Below are 14372 nucleotides of genomic sequence, written 5' to 3' on the forward strand. Positions count from 1 at the left end.
AAAAACGATTTTTTACAATTACAGGTTTTTTTGTCATCGCACCTTTGCATTGTAATCTTAATGCAAAGGCAATGAAAAAATCAATTCTAAAATCAGTAATCATTTTGATAGCTTGTAGCATTATGGTTGCATGTCATTCAACCAATTGTTTAACAATAAAAAATCAAGAACAAATGTTTACAGATGAACAAATCAAAGAAGCTCACATTAAAGTGAAATCAGGTGCGGACTTTCCTACTTACATTCAAGACCTTAAAAAATTAGGTGTTACTTATTACGAAACTTTTGTGGCAGATGGTCATACCGACTATTATGGAGCTAATGACTACAAAACTACATCGCCTGCAAAGTATGAAGCCTTAGCAATTGCGGAAACTTCCGATGAAGAGCAATTTAAAGCAGACTTGAAAGCTCATCAAGGCGGCAAGACTGACTATCCGACTTTTTGCAATGACGCTGCAAAATCAGGTGTCAAAAAGTGGGCTGTTTGTATGGACGAGATGACTTGTACGTACTTCGATAAATCGGGAAGCAAAATTTTGGTTGAAGAAATACCACAATAAAACTGCTTACAATATCGGTTTTGCGAAATAGTCCTCAACCAATAATATTTTTGCCTTTTGAAATTTTAATGGAATGGTTAGCCTAATAACCAAAAAAAAGCTACCTGATTTCATTCAAGTAGCTTTCATGTTAACACCAATAAAAAATCAATTAACCATAGTAGCAAATTCTTGTTTTGATATCCTCACTTTTTTGAGTGTAGCAAGATAGTCGTTTTCTTCATCACGATATCCTAACGCAAGTAGGACAACCACCTGTCCTTGCATCAAACGAAATAAAACCTTATTTTAGCGCTGCCCGATTCCGGGCACCTACATCTATCGTACAATGAACGAATATTTCACCACAGACCACTACCGCCTCGTATATCCGAACACGATGCCTCCGCATTACGACTACGTAGACAATCCGCCTGATGTTTTCCTCCCGATGAGCGATCCCCTACCCGTACGCGGTGTGCGTGGGCCGGAGGGTGATGCGGTGCTCCAATACCTGGAAGATGAGCAGGTGTTTTTTGGCTATTTCCAAACCCTTTGCAAGAAGCCTTACAAGCTCCTGTTCGATAGCTTTGATGATTGCTGCCTGCTGGTGTTCTGCATACAGGGCACCATCCAGTGGGAGGTGGGGTACCAGGATGAATTGCTGTCTACACCACAAGGCTACACGCTGGGCTTCCCGATTACCCAAGGACTCAGTAGGATCCATTTCGATAAGGGTTTCCACCGTTGTTACTTCATAGGGCTGAAAGGCGATTTCGCCAAGTTGGCCTCGTATCAGTATTATATGATCGGATCTATGCACGACCATATGAGTTGGGCAAGTTCTGCATACGCCGCACTGCCTCCCGGCAAATTGTCGAAGGCTTCACTTGACCTGCTCGCCGAACAAATCGCTTCCCCGAATAAGAAACAACTGGGGGCTATATTGGAATTGAAAAGCCGGGTATATACCCTGCTCGGTGCGTATCACGACCAGGTACTGGCCTATTACAAAGGCGGGGGTATGCCCATCAATGAACGCATCCGGTTGCAAGCCAAGCGGTATATCGAGCAACACTATACCAATCCGGACCTCACTGCTGATGAAATAGCCGCACAACTCTTCGTCTCCCGTAGCCTGCTGTTCAAGGCTTTTGCCGAAACCCGTGAGAAAGTGCTCGACCTCATCAAAATCTACCGCATGCACAAAGCAAGTGAGTTGCTGCGCGCTTCGCGCCTGCCCATAGCGGATATCGGGGCCCTGACCGGCTATTTTACAACCACCACCTTCAACCGGGTATTCAAGGAGACCTTTTTCATGACACCCACCGAATTCCGGCAGGAAAAGCGGAAAAAACGATAGTATTTTCGAAAAACAAAGCCTACCTAATCAAACACAAACAACTCAACATCAATATGTTGAACAACATCGCTATGCAAATAGTCCACAGAAACCGCTGAAAACCACCGAAAAGTTTCCACTATCCGACTAACGGCAGTGCATTTTCCGCCCCACCTTTGTACCCGTACAAACAAGGATAATAGGAACATGGAAAACATGGAAACACGAAAGGGATTGTATTATCGGGAATCGGTGGTTTACAAGGGGAATCGCGGAAAGACCTATCCCCGTTCGGGAAAAAGAGATACTTTCTTGGCAAAAACCAATTGGTTTCCGCAAATATACGATCAGTTCCCGAGGGTTTACGATGAATTCCTACCGGTTTATAATCGGTTTTTCCGCACCACCATTTCGCTTTCACTAGAAATGAATTGGTTTTTGCTGCAGACCGACGCCCTATTTACATTTTCCAATCCTTTTTTGCGAATAGCTAATTATTCTTCTATTATAGTTAATCCACTTTTACCCCTTACCAACTGGGAATACCTTACGGAAAAATGGAAATCCATCGGCGCCAATCGGAAATCCATGGAAACCAAAAGATATTTCCCAAACATCAATCCTCTCCGGGTAGAAGTGGATCGGTTTCCCCCGAAAACCGATCGGTTTTTTCGGAAAACCAAACCTGAACCGGACGGTTACCGTCCTCAACCCAAACCTAGTGATTATAATTTAGTATTAACCTTCTAATTTTTTTAAAAATGGCAAAAACAAAAATTGATTTCTCAAAATTCAGCAATGTAGAGCTGGATCAACAGGCGGAAAGCATCTTCGAAAAGATGACTGACCGGGCTGACCTTTTTACAGACCCGGCCCCGGCCCTCAGTGTCATCCAAACCGGATTGGCCGACTTCCGTAACGCGATGGTCAACGCTCGATATTACGATCGGCAGAGCATCGTGCGGCGCGACCAACTGCGTGCCGAACTGGAGTCAAACCTTCGCAGGCTGGCACTGTATGTGGATCAGGTTGCCGATGGTGACCCGCATACCATCCTCGCTGCGGGTTATGGCCACAAGCAGACCGGCGCTACCAGTGGCGTTGCCGCGCCCAATCCGAAACCCCTCAACCTGCTTGCACAAGCAGTAGGCGTGGGCACCGGCAGGGTAAAACTGTCCGTATTACCTATCAAGACGGCCAAAATGTACCGTTTTGAATACCGTGAAGCGGGGGCGGAACAGTGGATCGACATCAGTGTAACTCGCTCAAAGGTGGAGCTTACCGGACTCGAAAGCCTCAAGCTTTACGAATACCGTGCGGCTTACCTCGGCACCAACCCAACCGTCACCTACAGTGATGTGGTCAATGGGTATGCGTTGTAGGACACTGTAAGCGGTTCCATACCAACACCAAAGCCCGCGGCGAACTGCCGCGGGCTTTGGTGTTAATTCATGAAGTGTGGTACAGGGTAGTATATAATTATTTTCATCACAAATATAAAAAGTTATTCAAAATATGAAATAAAAAAGTGGCTTTATCGTGAGCTTTTTGTGCTAATTTATAATGATATAAGCTGTTTTCACTAGAATACTTTAAATTCATGTCGATATTGTAATGTTTCATATATTTGGGAGTTAGCGATCATTGTAGAGCGACCATAAACAGACAAAAAACCTTCTGACTTTTAACTTTTCAAAATAAAAATGAGAAAAAAATTTGCGCAGCTAAATAACTGCACTATATTTGCAGTCGAGTAACTGCATAAAATGGAAGCACGTAGAGATATATTTCAAGCAATCGCTGACCCGACACGTAGAGCGATATTAGGTTTATTGGCATTTCAAGCAATGACCCCAGGGGCAATTGCGGAAAACTTTGATTCTTCAAGGCAAACAATTTCAAAGCATATTCAAATTTTGACAGAATGCCAACTTGTAAGGCAAGAGCAAAAAGGACGTGAAATATACTATCACTTTAATCCTCAAAAAATGAAAGAAGTGTCAGACTGGGTAGACCAATACCGAAAATTTTGGGACAACAAACTTGACTCATTGGAAAGTTATTTGGCAAAAATTCAAAAAAAGAAGAAATAGAAAGATGGAAGAATACAATACATTCAAACAAGAAGACAACATTCTTACACATACAAGAATTCTTGATGCTCCAAGAGATTTAGTTTGGGAAGTATGGACAACTCCTGAACATATAAAAGAATGGTGGGGACCAAACGGTTTTTCGCTAACTACTAAAGCAATGACTGTAGAAACAGGTGAACTTTGGGATTTTATTATGCACGGTATGGGGCGGGATTGGGATAACAAAATTGAGTATGTAGAAGTGAAAAAGCCTTCCTTTTTGTCCTATAAACATACTGGTGCAGAAAGCGAAGATTACAATTTTACAGTTTCAGTTTTCTTTGAAGAAGTTGAAGGAAAAACATTATTGACAATGAAGTCAGTATTTAAGTCAAAAGCAATTATTGATGAATTAAATAGTAAGGTAAATGCCATTGAAGGTGGCAAGCAGACTTTAAATCGACTTGAAAACTATCTTAAAACATTAGTTAAGAAATAAGAACATTAATAAAATAATCTCGCAATGAAAATTTCACAACAATGAAAAAGGATAAAATTATATTTTGGACAATAACAGGCTTATTTTCCTTATTTATGGCTTTAGGTGCTATTCCTGACATTTTAATGATTGACGACGCAAAGGAAGTCGCTAAACATTTAGGCTACCCTATGTATCTATTACCTTTTCTTGGCGTTGCAAAAACATTTGGTGCAATTACAATCTTGATTCCGAGATTTAATAAATTAAAAGAATGGGCTTATGCAGGTCTAAGTATAAATTTAATAGGGGCAACCTATTCAATTATTCAAGTAGATGGTTTTTCAAATATCCTAATTCCTTTATTTGGCATTCTCTTACTTACAGTTTCTTACATTTTTTGGGGTAAGATTAAAGCAAATAATGATAAAGTGTGACGAAAAAAGCTAGCTGTAATGAAGGTTACGAGTTAGTGATTAATTTAAAAAGACAGTGACAAAATATAGTCAACAATAAAAAAAAGAAAAATATGAGAAAAGTAATTTCATTTATGCACATATCGCTTGACGGTTTTGTAGCAGGACCGAACGGAGAAATGAACTGGATTAAAGCTGAACAAGAAATTTTTGATTATGTTGAAAAGCGAATAAGCGAAGGCGACACAGCATTATACGGACGAGTAACTTATCAAATGATGGAGAATTACTGGCCAAAAGCAGGCGAACAACCAAACGCTACAAAACACGCCATGGAACACTCAAGATGGTATAACAATGTTCACAAAGTTGTTTTATCAAAAACAATTGAAAACACGGGCTTAACTAACACAACAATTATCAACGACAACCTTGCGGGCAGAATAAACGAAATAAAACAGCAGGCGGGTGAAGACATCTTGCTTTTTGGCAGCCCGACAGCAACCCATTCACTTATTCAACAAAACCTAATTGACGGTTACTGGCTTTTTGTTAACCCAATTATTCTTGGACAAGGCATTCCATTGTTTGTGGGCATCAAAGACAAAATAAAACTAAAACTATTGCCTTCTACTCGACAATTTACTTGCGGGGTAACTGAACTGAATTACACAGTGGACAGACAATAACAACGAACCGCTAACAGCACCTACACGTAAGCAGGGGTTTTGTGCTTCGTATGACAGTTTTTCGTAAATTTGAAGTGCATTTCTTCGTAGGAAGTTCAGTGGTAATAATCCCTGCCTGCGTGTAGCTGCAAACCGTTGGCGGTCATTGTAGAAAGCGGAACAAGAGAAAGATGAAGTGGCGTAATTACCCATTAAAATTGTCGTTTTTAGCCTCCAAGATATTAAAGCTGACTTAGTAAATTTGTTTCATAAGAACACGAAGTATAAACTATTAAAATGGAAGAAAGACTATTAAAAAAAATCGAACTTGATTGGAATAAATCAATTGAAGCAAATGATGTTGTTTCAATGGCGAAGTATATGTCTGACGAATGGGTGATTTTTTCCGGTAATGGTAATGTCACCACTAAGCAAATGTTTTTGCAATTAGTAAAAAGTGGAGATTTGATTCACACACAAATGGATTTTGAGGTTTTGAATGTTAAGGTATATGGCGATACAGGAATTGTAATGCAAAAAGGCACAAGTTCCGGAAATTGGAAAGGACAAACTTTTAGTAACTATGAAATTGCATCTACAGTTTTTATTAGACAAAATGACCAATGGCTTGCAGTTCAAACAATGATTGCTCCAGCCACTAAATAGTAAAAATCAGACACTGTTGCAATTAATATGGCGACACAGAAGATAAAAAAAACTTGCAAATTTGGACACACATTCTATAAAAGTAGCGACTGTCCAACCTGTCCGACTTGTGAAAAATTGAAGGAACCCGCCTCAGGTTTTTTAGCACTATTGAGTAATCCTGCAAGAAATGCTTTGCTTCATCACGGAATGGACACCATCCAAAAATTATCAACCTTTACAGAGAATGAAATAATGAAGATTCACGGGATAGGAAAAGCATCATTACCGACTTTTAGAAAATCTCTTGAAGAGCAAGGGTTGACTTTTATATGATTTTGGAGAAAGGTTGCATAAACTTAGTGCAGTCGGACAGGTAATCGCCTTGGAATCCGCTACTGCTCATACACGCAAAACGTTAGCAGAAATTCTAAAAAATAGAAAAACAAAATGAAAGTTATTATAAAAACTCTATTGATAATCGTAATCTTTATAACAAATTTAAATTGTAGTTCTCAAAAACGAGACGCATTCAAACCCAAAGAGGTTTACAAATCTGAAGATTTAATTATAACTCAGATTTCCGAAAATTCATATGAACATACTTCATTTTCACAAACTCAAGATTTTGGAAATGTTCCTTGTAACGGTCTAATTGTGAGTAATAATAAAGAAACAATTGTTTTTGACACGCCAACCAATGACAAAAGCTCAGAAGAGTTAATCAAATGGATAAACGGAACACTTCATTCAAAGATTAATGCTATAATTCCAACTCATTTTCATAATGATTGCTTAGGTGGATTACAAGCGTTTCATAACAATAATATTCCTTCTTATTCATATTCTAAAACCATTGAACTCGCTAAAGAAAATAATTTTGTTATCCCAAAAAACAGTTTCAATGATTCTCTTATTTTGAAAGTAGGCAATGAAAAAATTATTGCAAAATTTTTCGGAGAAGGTCATACGAAAGATAATGTTGTAGGTTATTTTCCAAGCGAAAATATACTGTTTGGAGGTTGCTTAATAAAAGAAGTCGATGCAAGTAAAGGTTATTTAGGCGATTCTAATGTTGCAGACTGGTCAAGTACCGTTGAAATAGTTAAAAAGGAATATCCAAATGTAAAAATTGTTGTTCCGGGTCACGGAGAATTTGGAAACAAAGAATTACTAGACTATACAATCAACATGTTTAAAACTAAATAAAATACAAGAAGAAATAAAGTACTCTCCAAATAGTCATTTAAAAAGTGAAAAGAAAACTACTTTGGACATTAATTATAGGGCTGTCAATTAGCAGTTGTAAACAGAATAATACAGAAATGAAAGAGAAAATAATTAAGACGAACGTATCCAGCCTATGAACTACATGTTTGATTGTTGAACCATATTGTTATAGTTCTGGGGATATAGGTCTTTTATATTTTTGTGGTTGATGGTCATGATATTTTCCAGGGTATATTTCAGCCACTGAAAAGGATTTACCTCATGTTTTTTGCAGATAGCAAAGAACGAGTAGATCATCGCTGCACGCTGTGCAGCCTCATGGCTTCCTGCAAAGAGGTAGTTCTTCCTCCCCAGGCTAACTGGTCTTATAGCATTCTCCACGAGATTATTGTCGATCTGTAGATTTCCATCATATAAATAAGCTGATAGCGCATCCCATCGTGCGTAAGCATAGGCCATCGCTTTTCCGATCTGGCTTTTAGGGAGTGTGTTCTTTATTTCTTCAAAGATCCATTTCCCCAATTCGTTGATCACCGGTAGCGATTCCGCAAGTCGTAGTTCCTTGATCTGTTCAGGAGAAAGGTTTTCCTGTTTAGCTTGCCGTTCTACGGCATAAAGCTTCTGTATCATCAGCAAAGCCTTTTCGGCTCTTTGCTTATCGCTATCCAGTGCTTTTTCGAACTCACGCCTTGCATGCGCCCAGCAGGCTAAGTGGGTAACCTCTTTCTTTTTGCCGTACTTTTCGTAAACCGCATAGCCGTCCGTTTGGAGATAGCCTTTGAAGTTTCCAAGCATGGGCACAGCGGCAATGCCACCACGGGTGGGACTATAATCGAACAGCACGGTGTTATCCAATGGGGCATGGTATACCCAATAGTATCCTTGATGGGTAGCGCCTTTCCTATCGCTATCCAGTACTTTTATCGGCGTCTCGTCCACTTGAAGGTATCCTTTTGCTTTGGTGTCGAAGACCAATCGTTCATAAAGGGGCTGGAGTTTGATGAGTGCTTCTTTTGTCCAGCCTTCCATTGTTGAGGAGGGGATCTGTATGTTTTCCCTGGCGAAGATATGCTTCTGGCGGTATAGTGGGAGATGGTCGGCATACTTGCCGGTTAATATCATCGCCAGTAGGCCTGCTCCCGGAATACCTTTGTCAATCACCCGTTCAGGCAGATCGGCGATGCGTACACCTTCACCGTTTTTGGCAGCGTACTTATAGCGGATGTAGCGTTTGATATAGAACTTTGCAGGCTCGCACTCGAGTTCTTCGGTGATTTCCTTACCGATGCACACCATTTCGGACAGATCGCCCTCCGGGTGGATCCCGATCTCTTCGACGGGAAGGTGCCGGGGAAGTTTCGCACGCCCTTTATGGTTAGGGCGCTTGCGTACGTATTCGATCTTTTCCCTGGTTTCTTCCTGCTGCTGCTCCGCTTCATCAGGTCCGGCTCCAAACGGCAGGAAGGTCTGGTTGGGGTCCCCTTCGAAGCGTTCACGCTTCTGGCCGAACTGCATCCGCTGGTACATCTCGACCTGGGACTTCAGGTAGTCGCGCTCCTGCCTCAGGTGATCGATTTTCTCATCACGGATGGAAATAACCTTTAAAAGGTCTTCTTTCGATAGGTTTTCCAGTGCCGTTTGCATGCTTTAAAAATACGCAAAAATGGGCACCCACACAAGGAGAAAGTGATTTTTTATAACAGTGAATAACGTTTTTTCCGGATGCTCTCCACCACGTGGATCCCTTCGACCATCAGCACCAGATCACTCCATGGCAGTTCACCATCCCCGGATCCGGCAGGTGAAAATGTGCCTGACTCCAACCGCTTGTAGTATAGCACGAAGCCGCCTTTTTCCCAATGCAATAGCTTCATGTGGGTGCCCCTACGGTTCAGAAAGACGAACACTTCGCCGCTGGTGGGCTGGCGCTGCATCAGCGAACCCACCACACCGCATAACCCGTCAAATGACTTACGCATGTCGCAATGGCCGGCATACAGGTAAAAACGGTGCGATGACCCCAGTGAAAACATACTTAATACAGATGGATGAGCCTGGAGACCAACGCCAGGTCGGTACCCGCATTGACCTTCACACCGTTGGGATAGATCACTTCAATCTTTTGGATGGGGTTATTTTTTGGGAAAACTTCCACAAAACCGGAAGGTCCGTGATCTTCTTTACTGATGCGCACCCAATAGGCCAGCGTGCCTGGCCTGATACCCTGGAATTGGCAGAACGCTTTTTGGGTTTGACCGCTGGTGCGCCACTGTTCAACCAAAGACAGCATGTGCGCACGCTTACTTGCTAATGTACTCATGAAAGCAAAAGTACAGCGCGTGAAAGCCTAATCAAATATGTACTTGGTGGGGCGGATACAGACGAACGACATTGAGCTTTATACAGAAAGTTTTGGAAATGAAAATAACCACCCAATTTTATTAGTGGCAGGAGCAACAGTTTCAATGCTTTATTGGGACGCAGAATTCTGTCAAAAATTGGCAGACAAGGGATTTTTCGTGATTCGATACGACAATAGAGATGTGGGAAAATCAACTTTCTACGAGCCCGGAACAACACCTTACGACATTGTTGATTTGACAAATGATGCCATTTCAATTTTAGACGGTTACAAAATTGACAATGCACATTTTGTAGGTATGTCATTAGGTGGACTGATTTCTCAAATAGCTTCAATAAAATATCCTGACAGAGTTAAGTCATTGACACTTTTATCAACAGGTCCTTGGGGCGATTCAGACCCAACCATTCCTGAAATGGATACAAGAATTATAGATTTTCACGCTAAGTCGGGCAATGTTGATTGGACAAATGAAGACAGCGTTGTAAACTATATGGTAGAGGGTTTTGCCTTAATGTCAGGTAGAAAACAGTTTGATAAAAAAAGGAGTGAAAAATATATTAGAGAAGAGTTCAATAGCGCTAATAATTATATAAGTATGTTTAACCACGCTGCTCTACAAGGTGGCGAAGAATATTGGAATAGATTAAACGAAATCAAACAACCGACTTTAATTATACACGGAACTGATGACAAAATATGGCACTTCAAAAATGCAAGTGTTTTACTTGAAAAGATAAAAGGCTCAAAATTAATTACGCTTGAAGGTACAGGACACGAGTTGCATTTTGAGGATTGGAATTTGATAATTGACGGAATCGACAAACGTCAAGAAATTTGAAAACAAATAATTCAGTGTTTAAAATGATACCGCAATGCAGGTCAGGTGCTGAATCCGCTTATTCAAGTGCGTCAAGTAATGTGCTTAATTCTCCATCTGTGATATTATCCTTTTCGCTTTTATCAAATATCGTAAGAAGAAAAACAGACTCTTGTGTCAGTTTTACGCAAGTGATTATCCTGGAACCTCCAGATTTTCCTTTCCCTTTACTTTTAATTGCCATTCTGATTTTATAACATGAACGGCCTAATGAAATGCCTTGGTCGGGATGATTTTTTAATCATTGTATTAAAGTGGTTAACTCGGATCTTAAGGAAGGGTATCTTTTTGCGAGATTTTTGAAATCTTTTTCAAAAACAGGAATGGTCTTAACTTTGTAGCTCATTTAAGAAATCGTCTGCATCACGAGCTTCTAATTTACCCGCCGAAACTAAATTCATTTCTTTTACCGCTTGCTTCATACTATCGATAATAGCCGATTTATTCGAAGATAACGGTTCCGCCTTAACAAACTTAAAATTTTTCAACACCTCCAAGAAAAAAGGCACTTTATCATCCTTTATATCTAAAATCAACTTCATACCTACTTTATTACGTTATCGCAAATGTACGAATATTCTTAAATCAACACCACTTCGGATAAAATAAATATATTCAATTATCTCTAAATCAGGCTGCAATGCACCTTTTAAATTGGGGTCTGTCCCCAAAAGAGAATTTTTAATAAACTCCCCTGGCTAACTGTAACATCAACCACCGCATGGTGTCCAATATCAAAAAACATCAAAAATTACAGCATGAGAACCACATCTATTGCTACGATATTGCTATTTTGCGCGATGACCATTTCAAAAGCGCAAATAACCGGCGACTGGAAAGGAATGTTATCCATCCAGGGCACAAGCCTCAATTTGATTTTCCATATCAGTGAAAAAGACGGTGCGCTTAGCGCCACCATGGACAGCCCCGATCAGGGAGCCAGTGGAATACCATTATCGGAAGTCGACTTCCAAGACAATACCCTTACACTTGGTCTATCACAGGCAGGTATGGCATATACCGGTACACTGTCCGGCAACACCATCAGTGGCACCTTTAAGCAAGGGGGGATGGAGTTTCCACTCAGCTTGGAAAAAACGACCATCACCAAACCGGGAGATACTGCACTGGTATCCTCCCCCGAGGAAATCAATGCATTGATCGAACTGGACAAGGGCGCGTTTAAGTATAACGTTGCGGATTACTTCCAGCGACCCAAATCATCCAGCTTCCAGCTATCGCCCAATGGCAAATACTTGTCATACATGGAAAAGGATGATAAAAATAAGCGCCATGTATTCGTCAAGGAAATAGCCACGGGCAACGTAACCATGGCTGTGGAGGAAAAGGAAGAACTTATCCGCGGATATGGCTGGATAAACGATAGCCGCTTGGCTTATCTGATGGATCAGGGAGGAAATGAAAACTACCATGTGTATGCCGCCGATGTCGATGGGTCGAACAACAAGGACCTCACACCCCATGAGGGCGTACAGGCGTCCATCCTGAACATGCTCAAAGAGCAGAAAGACCAGATCATCGTGAGCATGAATAAGGACAATCCCCAGATCTTCGAACCCTATCTGATCAATGTCGTCACCGGAGCTTCTGAAAAGCTATTTGTCAACGATGACCCGGCCAACCCAGTAGCGGGATATGACTTTGATAAGGACGGCAACCTGAAGGGGTATACCAAAATGCTTAACGGTATCGATGTCCAGTATTTCTACAAACCGGCGGGTGTCGATACGTTTGAGTTACATGGCACGGCTTCCTGGTACGATACTTTCAATGTACTGGCATTCAACTATGCCACGGAAAACCCGGATGATGCTTATGTGCTGACCAATCTGGATTCGGACAAAGCCCGAATCGTGCTGTATGACTTCAAAGCAAAACAAATCCTTAAGGAAGTTTATTCCAATCCGGATTTCGATGCTTCCATTATCGGCCTTTCACGCAAACGGAACTGGGAAATCGACTACCTGGGCTATGAAGGGGAAAAGGTAACTATTGAGCCCGTCAGCAAAACGTTCAAGGCCATCCATGACAACCTGGAGCAGCAGTTCAAGGGATACGAATATACCATTGCCGGCAAATCAGACGATGAAAACCAATATTTGGTGGTGGTGCAGAGCGACAGGCTGTACGGCACCTATTATAGTTACGACAGCAAAACCGGCAAGGCAACCCTACTTTATGACCTGATGCCGCAACTGCGAGAAGAAGACATGGCCGAAATGCGTCCCATCACGTTCAAAAGCCGTGATGGCCAGACCATCCATGGTTACATCACCTTGCCCAAAGCCGCTTTGGAAGGTCAAAAGGTTCCCTTGGTCGTCAATCCGCACGGCGGGCCGCAGGGTATACGCGACAGTTGGGGATTCAATCCTGAAGCGCAACTTTTCGCAAGCCGAGGCTACGCCACGCTGCAGGTCAACTTCCGCATTTCGGGTGGATATGGCAAGGAGTTCCTGAAAGCCGGTTTCAAGCAAATCGGACGCAAATTGATGGACGATGTGGAAGATGGCGTGCAGTATGTGATTGAGCAAGGTTGGGCAGACCCCGACAAGATGGCCATCTACGGCGGCAGCCATGGTGGTTATGCCACCTTGATGGGGTTGGTGAAAACCCCCGAGCTTTACCAATGTGGCGTGGACTACGTGGGGGTATCCAATATATTCACCTTCTTTGAGTCTTTTCCCGAATACTGGAAACCTTACAAGGAGATGGTGAAAGAGATCTGGTATGATTTGGACAAACCTGAAGAAGCGGCCATTGCAAAAGCGGTTTCACCGGTTTTCCAACTGGATAAGATCAAACGCCCGTTATTTGTGGTGCAGGGAGCCAATGATCCAAGGGTAAAGATAGCCGAATCGGATCAAATCGTGAAAGCCCTGCGCGACAAAGGCTTTGATGTGCCTTATATGGTGAAGTATGACGAAGGGCACGGATTCGCCAAAGAGGAAAACCGGATTGAATTCTATCGGGCCATGATGGGCTTTTTGAGCAAATACCTGCACTAGCCTATAGTCTGCCGAGCCATTTAATCCAAGCAACCTAGTTGCTGTTTGGACTCAGAGACTGTATTCTGGATCCGATAGGATCGCATCTCCAACAGCGCATCAAACTCAGAATTGCCATCTTTCGTTTGTTCGTGACACTCAATAATCTGGATTTTGCACCAGGTTATTATTGATTTGCAATTCCCGAAAAGGAATAGCATAGATCAATCTATTTTCGTAATGTCGAATGTGCTGGGCAACAACCAGCCATATAACGCTTTCAAACGTTCATCTTTTGCCCTAATGGCGTCAATCAAATCCATATTGGCCTCCATAGCGATTCAGACACCATTGATGCTCATTTTGGAACGTCATTCGAGTAAACCATATCTACGCAGCGCATACTGCCCGGACTGCGAGCCGCTAGACGGTATGGAAAGTGTTCCATCATCCCCACATCGCTTCGTAGTAGCCGGTTTCGTGATTGTAGGTGCCGCGTATCTCGTCGCCGGGCACATCATGCCAGCGCGACAACACCCGCCCATCGTCGAGCATGGCAAGGTCGCGCTCCTGGTCGAGCGTAGCCGAAAGGTTATCCGTATAGCTTTTATCGTTCAGTGCCAGTCCGATTTGGGCAAAAAATGGTTCGTGCAGGCACTTCCAATGCCGTGACCAGCAGCCAGGCCATAGACAGCCATCGAAGCCTGTTAAACGGTGAGCGGTATCGTT

Annotated in this window: 19 protein-coding genes; 14 read left to right on the top strand and 5 right to left on the bottom strand. The window is 42.1% G+C overall.

Annotated features, from left to right (window positions below):
- Nucleotides 1-71 precede the first annotated feature (71 nt).
- The 11 genes from NF543_RS18925 to bla all read left to right on the top strand — a co-directional run bounded on the left by NF543_RS18925 (nucleotide 72) and on the right by bla (nucleotide 7375).
- Complete coding sequence (locus tag NF543_RS18925) at nucleotides 72-563, top strand: DUF1398 domain-containing protein (protein WP_257669755.1); 492 nt, start codon at nucleotides 72-74, stop codon at nucleotides 561-563.
- A 328-nt stretch (nucleotides 564-891) separates the two neighbouring features.
- Nucleotides 892-1905 carry a helix-turn-helix transcriptional regulator gene (locus NF543_RS18930; RefSeq protein ID WP_257669756.1) on the top strand — a complete coding sequence of 338 codons (1014 nt, stop codon included), beginning with the start codon at nucleotides 892-894 and terminating at the stop codon, nucleotides 1903-1905.
- A 195-nt stretch (nucleotides 1906-2100) separates the two neighbouring features.
- Nucleotides 2101-2634 (top strand): hypothetical protein, encoded by a 534-nt coding sequence (locus NF543_RS18935; RefSeq protein WP_257669757.1) that lies wholly within the window; start codon nucleotides 2101-2103, stop codon nucleotides 2632-2634.
- An 11-nt stretch (nucleotides 2635-2645) separates the two neighbouring features.
- Nucleotides 2646-3266: a hypothetical protein gene (locus NF543_RS18940; RefSeq protein ID WP_257669758.1), complete on the top strand. Its 621-nt coding sequence runs from the start codon at nucleotides 2646-2648 to the stop codon at nucleotides 3264-3266.
- A 384-nt stretch (nucleotides 3267-3650) separates the two neighbouring features.
- Nucleotides 3651-3977: an ArsR/SmtB family transcription factor gene (locus tag NF543_RS18945; RefSeq protein WP_257669759.1), complete on the top strand. Its 327-nt coding sequence runs from the start codon at nucleotides 3651-3653 to the stop codon at nucleotides 3975-3977.
- 4 nt (nucleotides 3978-3981) lie between these two features.
- Nucleotides 3982-4458: an SRPBCC domain-containing protein gene (locus NF543_RS18950; RefSeq protein ID WP_257669760.1), complete on the top strand. Its 477-nt coding sequence runs from the start codon at nucleotides 3982-3984 to the stop codon at nucleotides 4456-4458.
- Nucleotides 4459-4499: 41 nt separating this feature from the next.
- Nucleotides 4500-4874, top strand: a complete 375-nt coding sequence (locus NF543_RS18955; protein WP_257669761.1) for a DoxX family protein — start codon at nucleotides 4500-4502, stop codon at nucleotides 4872-4874.
- 92 nt (nucleotides 4875-4966) lie between these two features.
- On the top strand, nucleotides 4967-5542 hold the full coding sequence (locus NF543_RS18960; RefSeq protein WP_257669762.1) for a dihydrofolate reductase family protein: 576 nt from the start codon (nucleotides 4967-4969) through the stop codon (nucleotides 5540-5542).
- Between the two features lie 276 nt (nucleotides 5543-5818).
- Entirely contained in the window at nucleotides 5819-6187 is a 369-nt protein-coding gene (locus tag NF543_RS18965) for a nuclear transport factor 2 family protein (protein WP_257669763.1), read from the top strand.
- 27 nt (nucleotides 6188-6214) lie between these two features.
- A complete protein-coding gene (locus NF543_RS18970) occupies nucleotides 6215-6502 on the top strand; it encodes an RNA polymerase alpha subunit C-terminal domain-containing protein (protein ID WP_257669764.1) in 288 nt (95 codons plus the stop codon).
- Between the two features lie 114 nt (nucleotides 6503-6616).
- Nucleotides 6617-7375, top strand: a complete 759-nt coding sequence (gene bla / locus NF543_RS18975; RefSeq protein ID WP_257669765.1) for a subclass B1 metallo-beta-lactamase — start codon at nucleotides 6617-6619, stop codon at nucleotides 7373-7375.
- Between the two features lie 159 nt (nucleotides 7376-7534).
- Here the strand turns inward: bla and tnpC are convergent, their stop codons facing one another.
- Genes tnpC through tnpA form a run of 3 tightly spaced genes read right to left on the bottom strand, consistent with a single transcriptional unit; the run spans nucleotide 7535 to nucleotide 9716 of the window.
- Entirely contained in the window at nucleotides 7535-9040 is a 1506-nt protein-coding gene (tnpC, locus tag NF543_RS18980) for an IS66 family transposase (RefSeq protein WP_257669766.1), read from the bottom strand.
- Between the two features lie 50 nt (nucleotides 9041-9090).
- Nucleotides 9091-9429: an IS66 family insertion sequence element accessory protein TnpB gene (gene tnpB, locus NF543_RS18985; RefSeq protein WP_257669767.1), complete on the bottom strand. Its 339-nt coding sequence runs from the start codon at nucleotides 9427-9429 to the stop codon at nucleotides 9091-9093.
- Nucleotides 9430-9431: 2 nt separating this feature from the next.
- Nucleotides 9432-9716, bottom strand: coding sequence for an IS66 family insertion sequence element accessory protein TnpA (gene tnpA / locus NF543_RS18990; RefSeq protein ID WP_257669768.1), 285 nt, complete (start codon nucleotides 9714-9716; stop codon nucleotides 9432-9434).
- Nucleotides 9717-9753: 37 nt separating this feature from the next.
- On the opposite strand from tnpA, the gene estT reads away from it, so the two are divergent.
- A complete protein-coding gene (gene estT, locus NF543_RS18995; RefSeq protein ID WP_257669769.1) occupies nucleotides 9754-10599 on the top strand; it encodes a macrolide hydrolase EstT in 846 nt (281 codons plus the stop codon).
- Nucleotides 10600-10657: 58 nt separating this feature from the next.
- On the opposite strand, the gene NF543_RS19000 is transcribed toward estT, so the two are convergent.
- Together NF543_RS19000 and NF543_RS19005 are read right to left on the bottom strand one after the other, a co-directional pair.
- On the bottom strand, nucleotides 10658-10855 hold the full coding sequence (locus NF543_RS19000; protein WP_257669832.1) for a type II toxin-antitoxin system RelE/ParE family toxin: 198 nt from the start codon (nucleotides 10853-10855) through the stop codon (nucleotides 10658-10660).
- Between the two features lie 112 nt (nucleotides 10856-10967).
- The gene (locus NF543_RS19005; RefSeq protein WP_257669770.1) at nucleotides 10968-11180 is read right to left on the bottom strand and encodes a hypothetical protein; all 213 of its coding nucleotides are present in this window, start codon (nucleotides 11178-11180) and stop codon (nucleotides 10968-10970) included.
- Between the two features lie 216 nt (nucleotides 11181-11396).
- On the opposite strand from NF543_RS19005, the gene NF543_RS19010 reads away from it, so the two are divergent.
- On the top strand, nucleotides 11397-13664 hold the full coding sequence (locus NF543_RS19010) for an alpha/beta hydrolase family protein (protein ID WP_257669771.1): 2268 nt from the start codon (nucleotides 11397-11399) through the stop codon (nucleotides 13662-13664).
- A 174-nt stretch (nucleotides 13665-13838) separates the two neighbouring features.
- Nucleotides 13839-14315, top strand: a complete 477-nt coding sequence (locus NF543_RS19015; protein WP_257669772.1) for a hypothetical protein — start codon at nucleotides 13839-13841, stop codon at nucleotides 14313-14315.
- Nucleotides 14316-14372 lie beyond the last annotated feature (57 nt).

Source organism: Parapedobacter tibetensis, assembly GCF_024704835.1.
GTDB classification, from domain to species: domain Bacteria; phylum Bacteroidota; class Bacteroidia; order Sphingobacteriales; family Sphingobacteriaceae; genus Parapedobacter; species Parapedobacter tibetensis.